The organism is Psychrobacter sp. APC 3281, from assembly GCF_030407815.1.
Classification (GTDB): domain Bacteria; phylum Pseudomonadota; class Gammaproteobacteria; order Pseudomonadales; family Moraxellaceae; genus Psychrobacter.
Genome location: NZ_JASDCS010000004.1, coordinates 120,788 through 141,241, shown reverse-complemented (window position 1 = coordinate 141,241; position 20,454 = coordinate 120,788). Strand labels below are relative to the sequence as shown.

Sequence of the window (20,454 nt, the reverse complement as noted above, 5' to 3'; positions counted from 1 at the left end):
TGATTGACTGATTGACTGATTGACTGATTGACTGATTGACTGATTGACTGATTGAGCATTTTCTATTTGTTAATTACTGCCTAAATTTTTCATAATGAGATTAAAAACAAAATCTAACTAAAAATAAATTGCTTGAATTGAAAACGTCTTGTTGGCTATGTTGTTACTTATAAACAGATATTTAAAAATTAAATCAATCCTCTATCATACCGCTACTGGTCGCACAATAGGAAACAGCAAAATACTGAGCATTGACCCGTCACCATTGTGGCTCTACAGTGTACCTCTTATGACGAATGACCGCTTTTTAGCGCTTTCAATATAGACGTATTTTCATATTAGAATATGAATGATTTATTTAAGCATCATTCTTTCGCTAGCTAGCAAATAGTCTATAATAGTTCAGCAACTTTATATCCTGAGCAATGAGATCTATCGGTGCTGTTCCTTATTTTATAATACCTTACATTCTAATTAATGGCTTATGTGACTTATGAAATTCATTTTATCAGCGCTACCGACTGCTATGATGACAGTTGCAGTCATGAGTGTGCCTGTCATGACTTACGCGAGCACTGACGCTGACAGTATAGAAGCGTCAGATGATGTTACACCAGTGGCTGTGACACAAATCATAGATACTGATAGTCCGACTGATAATGATAAACCAGCTGTAGCGCCTTTTCATACAGTACCAAACCCTCAAAACGCTGAGTCGCAAGCACTGTCTACGCTTGTTGACCCTATCACACATAAAACAGTCGATAACAGCTACGCATTAGACGTTTCAAGCTTTTTGAGTTTAGAGCAAGCGCAGAAGCTTCTGGTACAAGTATCACCTAAAATCGCTGCCAATCAAGCAGCGATTGCTGCCAGCGAATACCAAACTGACGCGCTCAGAACTATCGACAATCCGCTCGTATTTGCTCGAGTATCTGCCAGTGCCTATCATTTAGATGAGGATATAGATTTATCTTCTCTCAGAAGCGGTATCGTCAACGAAGTAAACAATGGCGTAGATAACATAGTCCCTCCTACGGCAGACCTACCAGACTTTGGTGAGCTGGTCGGTGAGCGTATTCCCGACTCTTATAACCTCAAGCGCTCAGGCTCTACGTCGGGTGCAGGTCTTGGAGTCGTTTGGCCTATTTATACTGCTGGACGTACAGACGCATTGACTGGTGCCTCGGATGCACGTACGCAAGAAGCGATGGCTGATAGTGTACTGGATAAAAATGAGCTTTATAATACGTTAATTGAGCGTTATTTTAAGGCACAGTTAGCGATTATCGCTGCTTACTTACGAGAAGATGCTTACGATACATTGCAACAGACCGACCATATGGCCGAGCGTCTGTTTGAAGAAGGTTTTATCTCACGTGTCGATAGACTAGAAGCACAGTCTGCGCTTGCGGATGCCAAGAGTGAATCCGTCAATGCCAATAATGACGCGCGCCTAGCTATGATTGCGCTACAGCGTCTACTACGTACCGACTACCGTATTAAACCAACCACGCCATTGTTTGTCTCTAGTCGCCCCCTACCAGATGTGAGCTACTTTCAGGACTTGGCACTAAATAACCATCCCGGACTACAAAAAGTTGCCGCCAAGCGAGCACAGGCTCAGCAGTTACATGCGCTATCAGATACAGGCTACAAGCCTACGGTATTGCTATACGGTTATGGTCAGGTAGAGAAAGATCCAAGCTGGGTCGCTGGTATATCTGCCAGTTGGAAGCTATGGGGCGGACTCGATAAAACCGCATCATTAGCATCCAGTAATGCGAAAATTCGTCAGGCCGATCTCTCTGAGATTGAAGTCAGTGACAATTTATTGCTACTGGTAGAAAAAAACTGGCACGATGTCAATAATGCTCAATCACGCTATCAAGCATTACAAAGTAATGTTGATTTGGCAGCAGAAGTATTACGACTACGTCGCTTAGGATTACAAGAAGGTGTAAATACCACCGTTGATGTAGTGCAAGCACAAACGCAATCACTTAAGGCACGTACCGAGCAAGCACAGGCTGCTAATGACTATGTACAGTCACTGGCTGCCCTTATGCAAAGCTGTGGTACGCCACTTGCTTTTAATGCTTATCTCAATGCCGCTGACATTCAATTGCCTACTTTATATACTGAGCAATGATATAACGTGAGAAACCATAGATCGTGCTGATAAACGCTTTGTATTACCATAAAGCCGTCATCGAAAATACTATTACCAACCCTATTACGAACAGCTGCTTTTATGAAAGAATTGACCTCTAAATCGATAAAAAACTGGCTACAGACGTTACTAGAAACGTGGCGTATTGCCAATAACTCTAATGTTTGGGCGCATTGCGCAAGCGTAGGTTTCTTTGGATTCTTATCAATTTTTCCAGTGATGGCTGTGTTTGTCTTGCTTTACGGTCTTGCGTTTTCTCCTGCCGAGATGCAAGAGCAAATCTCGCTTCTGAGTCAATTTATACCTGATACAGTATATGAAGTGCTCAACTCCCGTCTGAGCGAATTGGTTTCTACGACTACGTCTGCCCTGACTTTCAGCTTGCTTATATCGTCTTTGCTCGCACTTTATGCGGGCTCTAAAGGTATTAAGTCTTTAATTATTCTTATTAACCTTGCGTTCCATATTACTCAAGAGCGTAGTTTTGTACAAAGCACGATCCGCGCAGTTGGTTTGACCTTTGCAGCAGTAGTCGTATTGATTATCGCAGTCTCTTCTATCGCGGTTATTCCCTTGGGAGCAGCCTACTTCCCTTTCCCTCAGATAGCAAAGACGATTGCGCTTTGGAGCAGGTGGCCCATATTGACAGGTATCATATTCTTAAGCTTTTTAGGCCTTTATCGCCTAGCCCCAAATCGTGATGCTGTTGCCCTCAAAAAATTAATACCAGGCACTGCGCTGGCAACGGTTTTATGGATTATATTGTCCATCTTATTTTCAATTTATGTGCAAAATTTTAATAACTATAGTGCTGAGTTTGGCGCGCTTTCAGCTGCTGTGGTCATTATGCTATGGCTCTACTATTCAGCATTTATCGTCGCTCTTGGTGCTATTTCTAATTCTGAAACCATAGACAACGCCAAGCCTTATGCGTTTCGAGTGTACTAGTAATAAACCCTTTATTCTCAACTTTGTTGCTTTAGGAATCTCATTGTCATGACAGAATTACCACGCGAATCAGACGACTCAAATAAATCAGCTGATACAACCGAGTCATTGACCTCTCAAGATACACAAAATTCAGTCGATCCTGTAGAAGACGTGTCTGATATTGAACCAGAGCAACCGACACCTACTTATAATCGTGACGCCTCTAAAACTGACAAATCTGCACGTATGAAAAAAGCACTACTTGCCCTATTCATACTGATTGTCCTTGGTACGATTGCGTACGGCTTATACAAAAGTAATGCGCATAGCGAGCCAGAAGTTATTACGCTACAAGGGCAAATGCAGATGCAGCAAACGTCTATCGCTGCAAAAGTACCAGGGCGCATTGCTCAAATTATGGTAACAGAGGGTGATACGGTAACAGCAGGTCAGCAACTGGTGGAGATGGATTCACCTGAGATTAATGCCAAGATTAATCAAGCACGTGCTGGTAAGCAAATCGCGCAAAGCCAATTAGACAAAGCAGAAAATGGTGCGCGCCCGCAAGAAATCGCCCAAGCAAAAGCCGCTTGGCAAGCCAATAAAGCCGCGTCTGACTTGGCAGAAAATACCTATCAGCGTGTCAATCGCCTTTACGAAGAAGGGTTGATGGCGCGACAAAAGCGCGATGAGGCGTATGCGCAATATCTCGCTACTCAAGACCAAACCGAAGCAGCCCGCTTGCAGTATGATCTGGCGCTAGAAGGCGCACGTACTGAAGATAAGTCAGCGGCCACTGCACAAGTCGCACAGGTCGATGCAAAACTCGATGAAGCGCTAGTAGCAAAAGAGGAAGCGAACCTAAGAAGTCCTATCGCTGGTATCGTCGATAATGTCATCGTGAGTGCTGGAGAAGTCATCGGTCAAGGGGTTCCGCTTTTGACGTTGGTGGATACCAACGACCAATGGGTGGTACTTAACGTCACTGAGTCTTATTTAAATCAATTTGCTATTGGTCAGACATTTACCGGTACTATCCCAGCGCTGTCATCAGCGGATAAGCCTTATACAAAACAGTTTACCGTCTATGCGACATCGACCTTATCAGACTTTGCCACTTGGCGTCCGACCAATAACGATGATGGTTTTGATGTGCGTACTTTTGAGGTGAAAGCACGACCATCTAAGCCCGATGCCCGTATCCGCTCAGGTATGAGTGTGGTCGTACGTATCAATCCTACTCCTGTCAATCAGAACCAAGAGTAAGCCATGCACTTGACTAAGTTAAGTGAGGCTTTTTTACGCAGTGCAGCCTACGAGCGCCGTTTTTTGGCAAAAAATCATTGGGACTTTAGCATGGTGGTATGGATACCACTGGCAACGGTGCTGCTAATATGGTGGATATTTTCACAGACTCAAATTACCGATTTGCCTATCGGAGTCATCGATCAAGACAACAGCGCTGTTGCCAATACTGCCGTTCGTTACTTAGAGGCCAGTCCTACTTTGACGGTCAGACAGCTTTATTACTCCCAAGCGGATGCTGAAGCTGCGATTTTACAGCGCGATATTTACGCTGTCGTCATTATTCCAGAGGACTTTTCTCGTAATATATTATCGATCCAGCCTGCTCCGTTGACTCTACAAGTCAATGCACAGTACGGTACGCACTCTGGTATTATTCAGGCAGGTGTCCAAGCGGTCGCTAGTACATTATCCGCAGGTGTAGAGATTAAGCGATTGGTCAAACAAGGCGTAGCACCATCACAAGCAATGACAGCTTACGCGCCTATCAGTGTGCAGCGTATTAGCTTATTCAATGCTGCGACCAATTATCAGCAGTTTTTGGCATCGACCGTCATACCTGCCTTATTACATATATTGGCAATGGTCATTGGCGCAACCACGATAGGCCGCGAGTTACGTGATAAGAATATCGGTCGCTGGTACCGTTTTATTGATACAGGCAAGCCTAATCTAACCTTATCTACACCTTCAAAAACGACATCTTCGCTATCAACCAAACAAGATAGCAGCAATAACAAAGCATCATCGTCAAGCGCAAAAGTGCCCAATTCGGTCAGCCTATCAGTTTTAGTATTTGGTCTATTGGGTAAATATTTTTGGCCAATACTAGCTTATAGCTTGTGGTCAGCGTTGATATTATGGCTAGCAACGTCCAATCAGAATATCAACATCATGTCTCTTCTGGCAGTCTACGCTGGGTTTTTGTGCCTAATGGTATTGTCGTTTTGGCTGGGTGCTATATTTACTTTAAATTCTTTTTCATTACGTATGGGTCTATCGACTACTGGATTTATTTCAGCGCCTTCTTATGCCTTTGCTGGTGTTACTTTTCCTTATATTGCGATTAGTGATAGCGCGCAATATTGGTCAAATGCCCTGCCGCTAACGCATTATCTCAAACTCCATATTGCACAGTTACAAATGCAAGCACCGATCGCTATATCGCTACCTATCGTCTATGGCCTCATACTTGCGGTCATAATAGCGCTGCTACTTGCAGCACTATTAACCAAACGCGCATTGGCGCATCCTGAACGTTGGGGAGCACGCTAATGTCTGCACAATCAAATAATACACACTCAAAAGCTACATCAACGATCACGCCGGCATCACAAAGTTTTTGGACTAGCTTTATTCAAACTTTCAAAGACGTCTTTGGCGACAAAGGCGTACTTTTGATGTTAATTATTGCCCCTATTATCTATGGGTTTTTCTATCCTTGGCCTTACTCATCTGAAGTAGTCAATCATGTGCCAGTAGGTATCATTGATCATGACAACAGCAACTTATCGCGTACTCTCGTTCGCTATGCGAGTGCTAGCCCATACCTAGATACTGAACGATTTATCAATGAGCAGGCTGCCAAAGAAGCCATATGGTCAGATCAAATTGCAGGCTATATGGTGATTCCAACTGGTCTTGAAGAACAAGTTAAGTCCGGAGAGCAAGCACACGTCAGTGTACTGGGTAATGGCGGTTATTTTATTTTAAATAAGAACGTCCAATTGGGATTCTCTCAAGCAGTAGGTACGGTATCGGCAGGCATTAAGGTAAAGAAAAGCATTGCGAAAGGCGCTTATGCATCTACCGCAGCGCAGAACACGCAAGCTGTACCGCTACGGATTATGCCACTATATAACCAAACCGAGGGCTATGGTGCTTATGTCGTACCTGCTGTCTCTGTTATTATTTTACAGCAGACACTTTTAATGGCGACTGCGATGCTGATTGGCACATGGTATGAGCAGCGCCGTCACAGTACCAGTATACGTGGCTGGCTAGGACGTATTGGGGCTTTGAGCTCACTTAGTTTTATCGTTGGCTGCTTTTATTATGGGTGGGCGTTTGAGCTACATCATTATCCACGTGGACAAAACATGCTTGGTACGCTGCTGTTTTTGGCACTATTTTGTCCGACAGTCGCAACGCTCGGCTGCGTGTTCGGATTATGGTTCCGGCAGCGTGAGCGCAGTATGCAGATCTTAATTTTTATCTCCTTACCGATATTTTTCTTAAGCGGCTACCCTTGGCCAGCTGACCAATTGCCTCAAGTATTACAAGCAATACGTTGGCTGGTACCGACCACGCCTGCAATCAATACCTCTGTACAGCTTAATCAAATGGGTGCCAGTGTCTCTCAAGTCTCTATAGGATTTTATGCGTTGGCTGGCTTGTGGTTGCTCTATTTTGTTTTATTGCTATTCTTACGCAAGCGTATTCCGCAAAGAAAAGCCTATTTATAAATCCTCAAATTAATGAAATCTATGAGCATAAAAAAGCGCCTGCACTATTAATAATATAGTAGCAGGCGCTTTTTTATTTATACGATATTAATAGCGGTGGTTTAAAACACTCGGTTCAAGCCATTCAATGCCGCCACGCGATAGGCTTCTGCCATCGTTGGATAGTTGAAAGTCGTATTTACAAAGTATTCAAGCGTGTTGTTGCTCTTACACTTCATCACTGCTTGACCGATGTGAATAATCTCTGAAGCGTGGTTACCGTAGCAATGGATACCTAGAATTTCTAACGTATCACGATGGAACAATATTTTTAATACGCCCGAACGTTCACCGATAATTTGGGCACGTGCCAGATGTTTAAAGAACGCCTGACCCACTTCATATGGAACTTTTTCATCCGTGAGCTCTTGCTCTGTCTTACCGATACAAGAGATTTCAGGAATTGTATAGATACCAGTCGGTACACTAGATACTGGCTCGGCATCACTATCACCAACCATAAAGGCAGCGGCACAGCGACCTTGGTCATAGGCAGCAGAAGCTAGTGATGGCCAACCAATTACGTCACCAGCAGCATAGATATTGTCGACGTCCGTACAGTAAGTGTCATCTACTTTTAGCTGACCACGGCCATTTGCTTTTAGCCCAATGGCTTCTAAGTTCAAGCCTTCAGTATTACCTGAGCGACCATTTGACCAAAGAATGGCATCAGATTTGATGCGCTTGCCGCTCTTTAGGTGCAAGACCACATAATCATCATGAGTCTCAAGATGATCAATCTCTTCATTACTACGGATAAGCACACCGAACTGTCTAAAGTCATGCGCGATGGCATCACTGATTTCGCTGTCTAAGTAATTAAGCAATTGATCTTGGTTATTGATTAGATCAACTTTGTAGCCAAGACCAGTAAAGATAGACGCATACTCACAGCCAATAACTCCTGCACCATAAATGATGATTTTTTTGACCACATAATCCATTTGCAAGATTTTGTCAGAGTCAAAAACGCGTGGATGGTTAAAGTCTAAAATCTCAGGACGGTAAGGACGACTACCGACAGTAATGATGGCTTTATTGAAAGTGATGGTTTCATAAACATTTTCATCGACTTCAATACGTAGCGTATGTGCGTCAATAAAACTTGCCCAGCCTTGGATGACTTCGATACGGTTGCGCTCATAAAAACGTGTATGGGTACTGACTTGACGACGAATAACTTGACGCGCTTTGGCGAGTACTTCATTTAGCGGTACTTGCTTATATTCCATCGCCTTGGTAAACATTGGATCACGGCGGAAATTAATCAAGTTAAATACAGATTGGCGCAGTGCTTTACTTGGAATCGTACCAACGTGAGTAGAGTTACCCCCTACTTGATCACGCGGATCAACGACAACAACTCTTTTACCAGATTTAGTCAGCTTCATGGCCGCGGCTTCACCAGCAGGGCCTGCCCCTAAAACAACGGCATCATACTCATACTCATGATCGTCGCTTTTTAGACGACGAGAGTCTTTGGTAAAGCCAGATTTAATATCGATTCGTGTGTCATCGAGCGGATTCACTAGGTCTGGATGATGCATGACATCATCGGTCACTTGCTCGTGGGTCTGCTCTATTTTTTCTTTTTTGTTCTTACCTTCGGTATGTTCAGGGCTTGGCACGTGTCCGCTAGATTTATTTGATACTTCGGTATGAATATCTTTACCAGTATCGTTGGTCTCGTCGCTTGCACTTTTACTTACCATGATGTCCTCTTTATATTTATTTATCGAGTAAATGTTTGAGATATAAATGAATCAATATGTAGCTGAGTTAGTATCATGTAGATAAATGAATACCGCCCTACTAAGGCATGCCCACCATACGTTGTGACAATATGTTTTGCAATGTCCAATGACCAGTGGCGCTCTGTTGCCCTTCATCAATCTGCGGGCGGGCGCTAATAATGTACTCTGTACCAAGGGTTGGTTTGAAGTCATCGATCCAGTCGTAAGGAATCTGAAACACGCTACCGTCTTTAGATTTAGCAAGCAGGCACTGCATTGGCAATTCTGAAGCACAAGCTACACGGTTTGGCATGACGGTCAGTGTTTGCGCCTCTCCCAATACAATACTTGGAATATAGCGCGGCTCAGGTACTGGATCCTTTGCAAATGGTGATGTTTGACAAGCACTCAATAAAGTCGCTGCACTGATTAAACCTGCCAGCAACAACGATGGCTTTATAGATTGATAGGCTGAAATCATAGTATTCTCTATATGATAATTATCTAGGATGAAATGATGTATGTTTATTAGTGTTTTTTGCGCTTTTATTAAAGCTGCCTGAGCACTTATTAATACCGATTGAACAGATACTGTTTAAGCTGATATTCATTATCCAATACGGCGTTTGAGACCTGTCATCTGCAAAATACGCGTGGCAATCTCTTCAACAGACATCTCTGATACATCTAAGCTTGGGATACCGTGCGTGATATAAATACCCTGAATCGCGCGCTGCTCTTGCTGGCATTGCTGATAGCTAGAATAACGACTGCCTGCACGGCGCTCTTGACGGATTTTTACTAAGCGATCAGTATCGATGAGCAAACCAAACAGCTTGTCTTTGTGCTCACGTAATGCTTTTGGCAACTGATTGTCGTACAAGTCATCTTCAGTCAAAGGATAGTTAGCCGCTCGAATACCGAATTGTAATGCTAAGTATAAAGAAGTCGGCGTCTTACCAGAGCGCGACACACCCACCAGAATAATATCGGCTGCATTGTAGTGACGAGTACGCGCGCCATCGTCATTGTCTAAAGCAAAATGCACTGCATCGATACGCTCTTTATAGGTCTCAGAGTCGACATCATCATGCGCATGCCCTGAATGACCATCTGGCTCTACACCAGTCTCTTCTGCAACACGGCCAATCAGACCTTCATACATATCTAAATTACAACTATGCGCTGAGTTAATCTTTTCGCGAATCTCAGGATTGACGATCGTATCGAAAACCAATGGCAACGAACCATCGCGCTGATACGCCATATTGATTTGTTCAACCGCATCTTCCGCACGCTCTAAGCTATCGACGTATGGCAATACTCTTGTTTCAAAGGGAACTGAGGCAAATTGACTCAAAATAGCACGTCCAAGTGTCTCAGCTGTAATCGCTGTGCCATCTGAGATAAAAAACGCCGTTCTAATGGCTTGTGAGCTGTCCAAGTTTAGCGCATGGCGATTTTGGATAGTGGACTTAACTTGTTCAGATGGATTGCTTGAGTACATATCGTTGACACCTCGGTTGAAAACTCAATAGTGACCTTCATTTAGTTTTTGGTATAGATCTGAGTAATAATTCAGACTTGGTAAACGTTTAGCAGTTATTGACTATTAATAGCGTGAATTTTACTTGGCTTCTTATAGTCGTCTTTATAACTCGTATAACTAGGCTTTATAACCGCCTTCTTAAAACGAGCCTTTTCGGTACCTATACCGCACATTTAACATGCAATGTGCATCAACTATCTATGCGCTACATTATACGCATATTAGCCTATTAATAGAAATCAATGTTACAGGCGTACACTTAGCACCAACATTGTTTTTCATCTTGTCGTAATAGTTAATTCACCTCTCATTAAGGCATTTTTCTATGCTTCTTTTATATAGACACATAAGATTGAAACATAAATTATGGAAATACTCTAAATGTGGCTTATTGGAATACATCTATTTTATGCAGTAATTGGCTTTTATAAGCGCATAATATCGTCACTAACGATGATGTTTTCCATCTGAGTAAATACGAAACCTGATGGGACTGGCCCTAATTTATGTAGCAAACCCCACAATTTGTATATTTTTAACAAGTTTTTTGGTGAAAACCCTCGAAATTGTCCTAATATGGCGGTATAATTCACCGTTATAATCTTTACTAAATAACCTTATTTTCTGGAGTTATCATGGCAGCGCAATCTACAGCACTTGTAATCAATCTTGATCAGCTAGGAAAAGACGACATCGAAATGGTTGGTGGTAAGAACGCTTCGCTTGGCGAAATGATCAGCCATCTTTCTGATTTAGGCGTTAGTGTTCCAGGCGGCTTTGCCACCACTTCAAATGCATTCAACCGCTTTTTGACTGAGACCGGCTTGCTTGACAAAATTAACAGCGAGCTAAAAACACTAGACGTAAATGATGTTAATAAGCTTGCGGCGACTGGTAAAAAGATTCGTACTTGGATTATTGAACAAGAACTGCCAAAAGATCTTGAGCAAGAAGTACGTCAATCATTTGAGACCATGAGTGGCGGCGAAGACATCGCTGTTGCTGTCCGTTCTTCTGCTACTGCTGAAGATTTGCCAGATGCGTCATTCGCCGGTCAACAAGAAACCTTCTTGAACATTCGCGGTATTGATAACGTCCTAATTGCTATTAAAGAAGTATTTGCCTCGCTATATAACGACCGTGCAATCTCTTACCGTGTACACAAAGGTTTTGAGCACGAAGGTGTTGCACTATCTGCTGCCGTACAGCGTATGGTACGTTCAGAGACTGGTGCTGCTGGTGTTATGTTCACGCTAGATACCGAAAGTGGCTTTGATCAAGTGGTATTCATCACCTCAAGCTATGGCCTAGGTGAAATGGTTGTACAGGGTGCGGTTAACCCAGATGAGTTCTATATTTCTAAGAAATTGCTAGCCAACGGTAAGCCATCAGTTATCCGCCGTAACCTAGGTAGCAAGCATAAGAAAATGGTTTATGGTGATGAAGGCAGCACGGCTAAATCAGTTAAAACCGTTGATGTTGAAAAACAAGATCGCATGCAGTTCTCGTTATCTACTGAAGAGCTAACCTCACTTGCCAAGCAAGCGGTAACGATTGAACAGCATTATGGCCAAGCGATGGATATCGAGTGGGCAAAAGATGGCGATACTAACGAAATCTTTATCGTTCAAGCACGTCCTGAGACTGTTAAGAGCCGTCAAGACAGCAACGTAATGGAGCGTTATGTCATCGACACGACTGGCGCAAAAGTATTGTGTGAAGGTCGTTCAATCGGTCAACGTATCGGTTCAGGTAAAGTGCGTATCGTTAGCAACCTAAACGAGATGGACAAAGTAGAAGAAGGCGACGTACTCGTATCAGACATGACTGATCCGGATTGGGAGCCAGTTATGAAGCGAGCTTCTGCTATCATCACCAACCGTGGTGGTCGTACCTGTCACGCTGCGATTATCGCGCGTGAGCTAGGTGTGCCAGCTATCGTTGGTTGTGGTAACGCAACTGAGCTATTGGTTGATGGTCAAGACGTAACTGCTTCTTGTGCTGAAGGTGACACTGGTTTCATTTATGAAAGCCAGATTGATTTTGAAGTACAGACTAACTCTGTTGAATCTATGCCAGAGCTAGCATTCAAAGTGATGATGAACGTTGGTAACCCAGATCGCGCATTCTCATTTACCCAAATGCCAAACGAAGGTATTGGTCTTGCACGTCTAGAGTTCATCATCAACCGTATGATTGGTGTGCATCCAAAAGCCTTGCTAAACATGAACAGCTTGCCACGTGAAATTTCACAAGCAATCCAAGAGCGTATCGCAGGCTATGCGTCACCTGTTGACTTCTATGTTGATAAATTGGTTGAAGGTATCTCAACCCTAGCTGTTGCCTTTATGGATCAGCCAGTGATCGTTCGTATGTCAGATTTCAAATCAAACGAATACGCTAACCTGCTTGGTGGTAAGTTATACGAGCCATCAGAAGAAAACCCAATGCTTGGTTTCCGCGGTGCTAGCCGTTATGTGTCTGATAACTTCCGTGACTGTTTTGAGCTTGAGTGTAAAGCACTGAAACGTGTACGTGATGACATGGGCTTGACCAACGTTGAGATCATGATTCCATTCGTACGTACTGTTGGCGAAGCCAAAGAAGTCATCGAGTTACTTGAGAAAAATGGTCTAAAACGTGGCGAAAACGGTTTGCGCGTCATCATGATGTGTGAGCTACCGACCAACGCGCTATTGGCAGAAGAGTTCTTAGAATACTTCGATGGTTTCTCAATCGGTTCTAACGATTTGACTCAGTTAACGCTTGGTCTTGACCGTGACTCAGGTATCGTCTCACATCTATTTGATGAGCGTGATCCTGCTGTTAAGAAACTATTGTCTATGGCTATCGAAGCTTGCCGTAAGCAAAACAAATACGTCGGCATCTGTGGTCAAGGTCCATCAGACCATCCAGATCTAGCGTTTTGGTTAATGGAGCAAGGTATCAGCTCAGTGTCATTGAACCCTGACTCAGTACTAGATACTTGGTTCTTCTTAGCTGGTGAAGAAGCGAAGTAAACCGCTACGTTTAGTCACAGCGGTCATTCACACAGTCATTAAAGATACCACTATTAGGGTCTATTTGATTTTTTCAAATAGACCCTAATATAATGTCCTAAGACATGACTAACTATGCAGGCAATTATGCAGATTTTCCTTGCTCGAAATAACGTACAAGCTGGCCCATATCAGTTGGAGCAGCTGAATATCATGCTGGCATCTGGTGAAGTATTGCTTGATGATCTGATGTGGCATGAAGGCTTAGCTCAGTGGCAGCGCGTAGGTGATCTTACCAATAACCAAACGGTTTATCGCCCGACCAGTGCTAACACGCCTGAAGTAAATGACTCTATCATCAATAACGTGACCGTCTTCCCTGAAGATACTAATAAATCGAAAGATGATAAGTCAGTATCGTTAGACAGACTATATGGCAAGCCTGAACGTCCTAAAAACGTGAAAGCCGACATGACGACCAATCGTCATCAAACGCCGCACAACAATGTCTCACTGAATAAGTCTACTCTCAAAAAAGCTGTTGCAGACAATGATAAAGTCGTCGGCAACGTGGTACTTGCGCCAATCATGTCACGCGTATTGGCAACCGCGCTTGATTGGCTGCTACTAATAATGGCGTTTCTTCCATTAATGCTAGCTATGAGAAAGTTGGGAGACATGCCCACAGACTTACAGAATATGGAAGCAGTAATTAAATATTCTTTTAGTCTTTCTGAAAGTATTCCGCAAGCGACACAATTAATATCCAATGCGATGGTTTTCGGCCTTATCGCTTTGCAATTACTTTTTATTATCTTGCGGGGCCAGTCGTTAGGTAAATTGATTACGGGAATTCGTGTTGTAGATCAAACCACCCATCATTTACCTTCTTTTCTTAGATTGGTTGTGATACGTACTCTTTTTCTAGCACTACTTTATATCCCCCTTTCTACTTCATTTATAGTACTGATACCTTTAGCCATTCATTACTATATGGCATCTAAAAGCCCTGAAAATATTGGTTGGCATGACAAACTTGCCAAAACCTTAGTGGTCAAAGCAGACAGTAGCCAACTGGTAAAGAAGTCAAAATCTGAATAACAGTATTTTGGTTTGGTTATTGGTTTTATAGCTCGTTATAATTAAAAAAGCTGCGTACTATCGCGGCTTTTTTATTTAGCAAAGCTTATTTAGCCTCTTTTTATATTTTATTGGCAGTAGCTTGGTGATTAACCTTTGTGTTAGTTGCCGAGTACTGTTATAATACGGCGCTTTATAAACTAAGCTTATTCTTGATTGTTTTTTATAAAATATGACTAGAATTGGGCTTACCTTATAAATCTCCTTGCTATTAACATAGGGTTAATAGCTACTAATCCGTAAGGAGTCATAATGCGACATTACGAACTGGTGTTACTTGTACACCCAGACCAAAGCGACCAAGTGGTCGGCATGGTTGAGCGCTATATCAAGTTAGTTCAAGACAACAACGGTGTTATCCATCGTCTAGAGGATTGGGGCCGTCGTCAACTGGCTTATCCAATCAACAAGATTCACAAAGCTCATTACGTTCTTTTCAACATTGAAACTGACGGTGAAACTTTAGCTGAACTTGAAGAATTATTCCGTTATAACGACGCGATCATTCGTAGTCTAGTTATGCGCCGTGACGAAGCTGTCACTGAAGAGTCGCAGTTAGCCAAGAATGCCGATGAAAAACGCGCACGCAAAGCAACTACTCGTCGTCCAGACAATCGTGAAAACGATAATGACGACAACGACAACAGTGAAGACTAATTAAAGGAGAATACTCATGGCACGTTTCTATCGCCGTCGCAAATTCTGCCGTTTCACTGCTGAAGGCATCACTCACATCGACTATAAAGATGTTGAATTGCTAAAACAGTACATTAGTGATAATGGTAAAATCGTACCAAGCCGTATTACTGGTACATCTACTAAATATCAGCGTCAATTAGCGACTGCTATCAAGCAAGCTCGTTACTTATCGCTACTTCCATACACTGATAACCATCAAGGTTAACCGCTAACTAGGAATGACTCATGCAAATTATTTTGTTACAGCGTATCGTCAACCTTGGTAAACTCGGTGAAACTGTCGATGTAAAACCAGGTTACGGACGTAACTTTCTTATCCCTCAGGGCAAAGCGTTACCTGCTACTAAAGCTAACATTGAAAAGTTCGAAGCACGTCGTGCTGAACTTGAAGCTGAAGAAGCAAAAGAGATCGCCGTTGCTCAAGAGCGTGCTGATGCACTAACTGACGTTAATGTTATCATGCGTGCTAAATCAGGTGACGAAGGCAAGCTATTCGGCTCTATCGGTACTCGCGATATTGCTGAAGCATTGACTAACTCAGGTCTAGAAGTAGACCGTGCTGAAATCAAGCTACCTGAAGGCACTCTACGTCAAGTTGGCGAATACAATGTTGATATTCAGCTACACCATGACGTTACTGCTAGCATCTTAGTTACTATTCTTTCTGAAGATGGTAACAACGAAGATTCAGCTGAAGAAGAAGCTGCTGAAGAAGACTATTCTGAAGAGTAATCTTCTATATAGTTAGACTCAGTCTGCAAAAAGCCAGCAACTTAGGTTGCTGGCTTTTTTACGTGCGTCCTTTTTGACATTAGAGTTTATATATTTAGACAATTTATAACGCTAACTTGCACTCCTTTATCTCGACAAATTAGGATTTTATATATTCCTAAACAGCTTAGGATTCTCAAAAAATCTATTGCTATGATAGCGGTGTTATCTATGCAATATTGTAGTAACTAAATGCAACAATTGCCTTAAAAACGCTATACCAAACAACAAGATACTGCCTATATAATCATCTTTATTACTATTAGCAGAATTGATAATCTACTGCTATCTAATGTACTAATAGGGCGCAAGAACATGAAAGAAAATCATAACATTCATACCAATGACAAGCTTATCTGTACTCAAGGTAATGCATACTACTCCGAAGGTGAGGTGTATACAGTTGGCAGAATAGTCAATGACAAATACTTTCAGCTGCTGACCAGTGGCAATGATGATCATTGGTATGCCACGTTGGATGATCAAGGCATTTACGTCAGCTTTGATACTGCAACTGCTACCAATAACAAAGCTTTTTTTGATAAGATTGCCTAACTGTCAATCAGGGCACTCCTTAGAATACCTATTCTAAAAATAATCATTACTCAGGTAGGTAAATATTGTTTAGACAAAAACTGGTCATTATAGATGGCCAGTTTTTTTTGGTTTGAAGTATTAGCAATTGCTAGTTATACAAGTATTTCCACACACGTCTTCGACGTTTTCTTACTGATTTCCGTCATTTTAAAATTAATTATCTCTCAATTTTTTGTCAACAGCGCCAACTATTTAACGAATCTATTTCCTAGCGGCGTCTATTTGCTATAAAATATGCCCCTTTAAAATTTCGTATCGTTAGTGATGCAGATAGTTGGTCCAATATCGTTTAAATGTAAACATGGTAAAGGCACTTGCAAGCACTACGCAAAGTAGAATTAGCAAGCTATATACCGTATTTAATCTCGATATAATTGGCTGTATTGCATTGGTAATCAATTAAGATATAAACCATATTGAGACAGTGATGATTGTATTTTGGCTTGTACTGACCATTCTTTTTATTATTTTCGCTACCGCAAAACTAAAGTGGCATCCCTTTTTAGTATTGATTCTCTCTGCTTTTTTGGTCGCGCTATTTTATCAAGTACCGCTTAATACTGTCGCAAAAACGATCTCTGATGGTTTCGGTGGTATCTTAGGCTATATCGGCCTAGTGATTGTATTTGGTACGATTATTGGCTTAATCCTTGAAAAAACGGGTGCTGCTATCGTAATGGCAGAGTCAGTCATCAAAGTATTGGGACCACGCTTCCCTACTTTGACCATGTCTATCGTCGGTGCGGTCGTTTCGATCCCTGTATTTTGTGACTCTGGCTATATTATCTTAAACTCTCTAAAAGAGTCTTTAGCTGAGCGCTTACATGTATCAAGTGTCGCGATGAGCATTGCCTTGGCAACTGGTCTATATGCCACCCATACCTTTGTCCCACCTACGCCAGGCCCAATCGCAGCGGCAGGTAACTTAGGTCTAGAGTCAAATTTGGGTTTAGTCATCATGGTCGGTGTGGTCGTGACAGCAGTTGCAGTACTGGCTGGCTGGTGGTGGTCTAATCGCTTCCTTAACGCTACTCCTGACAATATCAATGCGGCAGATGCTCCAGCAGCAATGCCTAAAGGAATGAAAACTCGTGACGATTACAGCCATTTGCCTTCAGCGACAATGGCTTTCTTGCCGATTATCGTTCCTATCATATTAATCTGCCTGTCTTCGGTTACTAATTTCCCAAGCGCACCGTTTGGTAGTAGCATGGTAGCGGAGATTTTGATATTCATTGGTAATCCGCTTACTGCACTACTTATCGGTTTGTTCTTATCCTTTTTCTTGATTAAATCAAGCCAAAAAACGCAAGAAATCAGCGATAGTATCTCGCAAGGTTTGGTAGTAGCAGCCCCTATCCTATTGATCACTGGTGCTGGTGGCGCATTTGGTGCCATGCTAAAAGTGACGCCGATTGGCGATTATCTAGGTTCGACGCTATCTGCCTTAGGATTGGGTATTTTTATGCCATTTATCGTCTCTGCTGCGCTAAAAACAGCACAAGGCTCAACCACGGTCGCATTGGTCACAACCTCTGCAATGGTTGCCCCACTATTGAGTCAGATTGGCCTAGACAGCGAACTTGGACGTGTGTTCTGCGTGATGGCAATTGGTGCCGGTGCCATGACCATCTCACATGCCAATGACAGCTTCTTTTGGATTGTTAGCCAGTTTAGTCGCATGAGCGTCGCACAAGCGTACAAAGCTCATTCAATGGCCACTGGTATCCAAGGTGTGACTAGCATCGTATTTATCTGGTTGTTGACTCTAGTGTTTATCTAGTTCATGAAATTGGGTATTTCTATATACGTTTATTTGATGATCGTTAAATAAACGTTTTAAAACATGACACTATCGCAATGATCGTGTCATTAAGATATTCAAAGAGAGCCATATGAAAATTTTGATCGCCCCTGACTCGTTTAAAGAAAGTTTAGAAGCACTGGACGTGTGCCACGCCATTCAATCTGGCTTTATTCAAGTGTTTCCAGATGCTGACTACAAGCTACTGCCAATGGCCGATGGCGGTGAAGGTACCTCAGCGGTATTGTCTTATGTATTGGGCGGGCGCTGGAAAGAAGTCAGAGTACATGACCCATTAATGAGACCGATTACGGCAAAGTATCTGTTATTGCCTGACGCGACTGCTGTTATCGAAGTGGCTCAAGCCTGCGGATTGCACCTACTGACAGCTGATGAGCGTAATCCCGTTATTGCGAGTAGTTATGGTGTTGGGGAGCTGATCGAAGATGCGTTAGAAGAAGGTGCTAAGCGTATCGTCATTGGTCTGGGTGGTAGCGCAACCAATGATGCAGGACTTGGTATGCTAATGGCGTTAGGCATAACATTTCATGACATCAATGATAGCCTACTCACTCATGGTGGTGGCGCACTTGCCAGCCTACATAAGCTCGATAATACTAGCCTGCATGCAAGGATATCAGACACAGTATTTGAAGTTGCTTGTGATGTGACCAATCCATTATGCGGTCTGCTGGGTGCAAGCGCAGTGTTTGGGCCACAAAAAGGCGCTTGCCCAGAGCAGGTTAATACTTTGGACAAGGCACTCAGTCACTTTGCGACCATATGTGGACAGCATGGCTATGAAGACTGTCAATACGTTGAAGGCGCTGGCGCTGCTGGCGGTCTTGGCTATGCGATGATGACTTTCTTTCAAGCTCAGCTAAAGTCAGGCTTTGATACGGTTGCCGAAGTGGCTCACCTGTCACAGCATATCGCAGAGGCAGATCTCGTCATCACTGGCGAAGGCAAGCTTGATGCGCAAACCGCCATGGGTAAAGTGGCAGGCGGTATCAGCCAAATCGCTAAGGCTAGCCGTACACCTGTCATCGCTATCTGCGGCAGCGTCGATGGACTAAAACCTGCTCAGACCAGTCAGTTCGATGTGGTCATGCCGAGTATCCAAAAAGTAGACACGATTGATAACGTGTTAGGCTCTGCTTATAACAATATTGAAACTACTGCTGCTAATATTGCTGCAAGTATCAAACTTGGGCAGACTTTAAAATAGCCGCAATCTTTCATAGTCGCAATTTATCAATAGCATCCTCCACTAAGTGCACAGCTATCGAGCGTTTTATTAGCCCTTTGTCAGCTGTGCATGTATCATTCTCAACATGTCTATAGCCATTTTTTTACTTCATCAATGACCGTATGCACTCTATTAGAAAGTGCCTGCTGTCGTCTGACAGCAAGATATAGCGTTTCGCTAACGGCAACTGGTAAATGATGACTGCTAATCAGCTCAGGCTTCGGATAGGCAGCCACTGCATGTGCTGGCAAAACAGTAAAGCCGATTCCTCTGCTGACGGGTTCTAGTATCAGGCCAATCTGATTCGAAAATCCTTTTTTCTCAAAGTCATTGATATGCTGAAATTGCTCATAATTGGCAGTTAGTAGCATGCCTGCATGATGGGCGCCATCCGGATGATCGATAAATCCAAGATCGATAAGCTGCTCCCAGCTAGGCGCTACTGTAGCCGCAGGGGTTACGAGTATCAATGCTTCTTGTGCCATAGGTTTGCAACTAACCGTTTCATCATCTGAGATATCCGTCATAAAGCCAATATCAATCTCGTGATTTGCAAGCGCCCGCTCAATATCAGAATTTGGAGCAAAACGGTAATCAATCACTAGTTTTGGATGCTGCTGCTGTAGTGTCAAAAGCTGCGGATACAGCTTCAGTCCCACACTACCCGGTGACATCAACCGCACCAATCCTTCATAAGGTGGATCTTCACCGATGCGCTGTTCTAAATTTGATAATCGCTGCAATATCTCGCCTGCTTCTTTATAAAGCTGCTCACCTGCATTGGTTAATGAGAACTGCTTTCCTTGTCGAATTAACAAATCTGTGTCCAGCTGCTCTTCTAGCTTACGTATGTGTTGGCTCACACCAGACTGCGTCATATATAGACGTTCAGCGGTACGAGTAAAGTGCCCAACTTCAGCAAGCGTACAGAAAGTTCGTAACAATGTGACATTTATCATTACATTTTATACTTATTTATATAATATTTGATAATTTTACAT

Annotated in this window: 17 protein-coding genes; 13 read left to right on the top strand and 4 right to left on the bottom strand. The window is 42.9% G+C overall.

Going from position 1 to position 20,454, the window contains the following annotated elements; translation table 11 throughout:
- The first annotated feature begins 493 nt into the window (after positions 1-493).
- The 5 genes from QL886_RS04450 to QL886_RS04430 all read left to right on the top strand — a co-directional run bounded on the left by QL886_RS04450 (position 494) and on the right by QL886_RS04430 (position 6,873).
- The gene (locus QL886_RS04450) at positions 494-2,152 is read left to right on the top strand and encodes a TolC family protein (RefSeq protein WP_290177763.1); all 1,659 of its coding nucleotides are present in this window, start codon (positions 494-496) and stop codon (positions 2,150-2,152) included.
- A 102-nt stretch (positions 2,153-2,254) separates the two neighbouring features.
- Positions 2,255-3,121: a YihY/virulence factor BrkB family protein gene (locus QL886_RS04445; RefSeq protein WP_290177762.1), complete on the top strand. Its 867-nt coding sequence runs from the start codon at positions 2,255-2,257 to the stop codon at positions 3,119-3,121.
- 48 nt (positions 3,122-3,169) lie between these two features.
- Positions 3,170-4,369: an efflux RND transporter periplasmic adaptor subunit gene (locus QL886_RS04440; protein ID WP_290177761.1), complete on the top strand. Its 1,200-nt coding sequence runs from the start codon at positions 3,170-3,172 to the stop codon at positions 4,367-4,369.
- Positions 4,370-4,372: 3 nt separating this feature from the next.
- Positions 4,373-5,683, top strand: a complete 1,311-nt coding sequence (locus QL886_RS04435) for an ABC transporter permease (RefSeq protein WP_290177760.1) — start codon at positions 4,373-4,375, stop codon at positions 5,681-5,683.
- On the top strand, positions 5,683-6,873 hold the full coding sequence (locus QL886_RS04430) for an ABC transporter permease (protein ID WP_290177759.1): 1,191 nt from the start codon (positions 5,683-5,685) through the stop codon (positions 6,871-6,873). Before QL886_RS04435 ends, QL886_RS04430 begins: the two co-directional genes overlap by 1 nt.
- Before the next feature lie 101 nt (positions 6,874-6,974).
- Here the strand turns inward: QL886_RS04430 and sthA are convergent, their stop codons facing one another.
- The 3 genes from sthA to QL886_RS04415 all read right to left on the bottom strand — a co-directional run bounded on the left by sthA (position 6,975) and on the right by QL886_RS04415 (position 10,089).
- Complete coding sequence (sthA, locus tag QL886_RS04425) at positions 6,975-8,624, bottom strand: Si-specific NAD(P)(+) transhydrogenase (protein ID WP_057759390.1); 1,650 nt, start codon at positions 8,622-8,624, stop codon at positions 6,975-6,977.
- Positions 8,625-8,724: 100 nt separating this feature from the next.
- Positions 8,725-9,126 (bottom strand): DUF4377 domain-containing protein, encoded by a 402-nt coding sequence (locus tag QL886_RS04420; RefSeq protein WP_101205439.1) that lies wholly within the window; start codon positions 9,124-9,126, stop codon positions 8,725-8,727.
- 129 nt (positions 9,127-9,255) lie between these two features.
- Positions 9,256-10,089 (bottom strand): pyruvate, water dikinase regulatory protein, encoded by an 834-nt coding sequence (locus tag QL886_RS04415; protein ID WP_180952637.1) that lies wholly within the window; start codon positions 10,087-10,089, stop codon positions 9,256-9,258.
- Positions 10,090-10,829: 740 nt separating this feature from the next.
- Between QL886_RS04415 and ppsA the strand changes: the two genes are divergently transcribed.
- The 8 genes from ppsA (at position 10,830) to QL886_RS04375 (ending at position 19,432) form a co-directional block, all read left to right on the top strand.
- Entirely contained in the window at positions 10,830-13,214 is a 2,385-nt protein-coding gene (gene ppsA / locus QL886_RS04410) for a phosphoenolpyruvate synthase (protein ID WP_290177758.1), read from the top strand.
- 114 nt (positions 13,215-13,328) lie between these two features.
- Positions 13,329-14,294, top strand: coding sequence for an RDD family protein (locus QL886_RS04405; RefSeq protein WP_290177757.1), 966 nt, complete (start codon positions 13,329-13,331; stop codon positions 14,292-14,294).
- Positions 14,295-14,585: 291 nt separating this feature from the next.
- Positions 14,586-14,990, top strand: a complete 405-nt coding sequence (rpsF, locus tag QL886_RS04400; protein ID WP_101205443.1) for a 30S ribosomal protein S6 — start codon at positions 14,586-14,588, stop codon at positions 14,988-14,990.
- A gap of 16 nt (positions 14,991-15,006) precedes the next feature.
- Positions 15,007-15,237, top strand: coding sequence for a 30S ribosomal protein S18 (rpsR, locus tag QL886_RS04395; protein ID WP_010198808.1), 231 nt, complete (start codon positions 15,007-15,009; stop codon positions 15,235-15,237).
- A 20-nt stretch (positions 15,238-15,257) separates the two neighbouring features.
- Positions 15,258-15,764 carry a 50S ribosomal protein L9 gene (rplI, locus tag QL886_RS04390; protein ID WP_102094899.1) on the top strand — a complete coding sequence of 169 codons (507 nt, stop codon included), beginning with the start codon at positions 15,258-15,260 and terminating at the stop codon, positions 15,762-15,764.
- A 354-nt stretch (positions 15,765-16,118) separates the two neighbouring features.
- Positions 16,119-16,358, top strand: coding sequence for a hypothetical protein (locus QL886_RS04385; RefSeq protein ID WP_101205444.1), 240 nt, complete (start codon positions 16,119-16,121; stop codon positions 16,356-16,358).
- Positions 16,359-16,827: 469 nt separating this feature from the next.
- A complete protein-coding gene (locus QL886_RS04380; RefSeq protein WP_290177756.1) occupies positions 16,828-18,183 on the top strand; it encodes a GntP family permease in 1,356 nt (451 codons plus the stop codon).
- A 112-nt stretch (positions 18,184-18,295) separates the two neighbouring features.
- Entirely contained in the window at positions 18,296-19,432 is a 1,137-nt protein-coding gene (locus QL886_RS04375) for a glycerate kinase (protein ID WP_290177755.1), read from the top strand.
- Positions 19,433-19,542: 110 nt separating this feature from the next.
- Here QL886_RS04375 and QL886_RS04370 read toward each other — a convergent pair whose 3' ends face one another.
- The gene (locus tag QL886_RS04370) at positions 19,543-20,412 is read right to left on the bottom strand and encodes a LysR family transcriptional regulator (RefSeq protein WP_290177754.1); all 870 of its coding nucleotides are present in this window, start codon (positions 20,410-20,412) and stop codon (positions 19,543-19,545) included.
- Positions 20,413-20,454: the final 42 nt, after the last annotated feature.

What these genes read in the sequence shown, in the direction of transcription:
- sthA (WP_057759390.1), bottom strand. Translation starts at nt 8,624, where the DNA reads ATGGTAAGTAAAAGTGCAAGCGACGAGACCAACGATACTGGTAAAGAT.
- QL886_RS04450 (WP_290177763.1), top strand. Translation starts at nt 494, where the DNA reads ATGAAATTCATTTTATCAGCGCTACCGACTGCTATGATGACAGTTGCA.
- rpsF (WP_101205443.1), top strand. Translation starts at nt 14,586, where the DNA reads ATGCGACATTACGAACTGGTGTTACTTGTACACCCAGACCAAAGCGAC.
- QL886_RS04375 (WP_290177755.1), top strand. Translation starts at nt 18,296, where the DNA reads ATGAAAATTTTGATCGCCCCTGACTCGTTTAAAGAAAGTTTAGAAGCA.
- QL886_RS04420 (WP_101205439.1), bottom strand. Translation starts at nt 9,126, where the DNA reads ATGATTTCAGCCTATCAATCTATAAAGCCATCGTTGTTGCTGGCAGGT.
- rplI (WP_102094899.1), top strand. Translation starts at nt 15,258, where the DNA reads ATGCAAATTATTTTGTTACAGCGTATCGTCAACCTTGGTAAACTCGGT.
- QL886_RS04380 (WP_290177756.1), top strand. Translation starts at nt 16,828, where the DNA reads ATGATTGTATTTTGGCTTGTACTGACCATTCTTTTTATTATTTTCGCT.
- QL886_RS04405 (WP_290177757.1), top strand. Translation starts at nt 13,329, where the DNA reads ATGCAGGCAATTATGCAGATTTTCCTTGCTCGAAATAACGTACAAGCT.
- QL886_RS04445 (WP_290177762.1), top strand. Translation starts at nt 2,255, where the DNA reads ATGAAAGAATTGACCTCTAAATCGATAAAAAACTGGCTACAGACGTTA.
- QL886_RS04435 (WP_290177760.1), top strand. Translation starts at nt 4,373, where the DNA reads ATGCACTTGACTAAGTTAAGTGAGGCTTTTTTACGCAGTGCAGCCTAC.
- QL886_RS04430 (WP_290177759.1), top strand. Translation starts at nt 5,683, where the DNA reads ATGTCTGCACAATCAAATAATACACACTCAAAAGCTACATCAACGATC.
- rpsR (WP_010198808.1), top strand. Translation starts at nt 15,007, where the DNA reads ATGGCACGTTTCTATCGCCGTCGCAAATTCTGCCGTTTCACTGCTGAA.
- QL886_RS04440 (WP_290177761.1), top strand. Translation starts at nt 3,170, where the DNA reads ATGACAGAATTACCACGCGAATCAGACGACTCAAATAAATCAGCTGAT.
- QL886_RS04385 (WP_101205444.1), top strand. Translation starts at nt 16,119, where the DNA reads ATGAAAGAAAATCATAACATTCATACCAATGACAAGCTTATCTGTACT.
- ppsA (WP_290177758.1), top strand. Translation starts at nt 10,830, where the DNA reads ATGGCAGCGCAATCTACAGCACTTGTAATCAATCTTGATCAGCTAGGA.
- QL886_RS04370 (WP_290177754.1), bottom strand. Translation starts at nt 20,412, where the DNA reads ATGATAAATGTCACATTGTTACGAACTTTCTGTACGCTTGCTGAAGTT.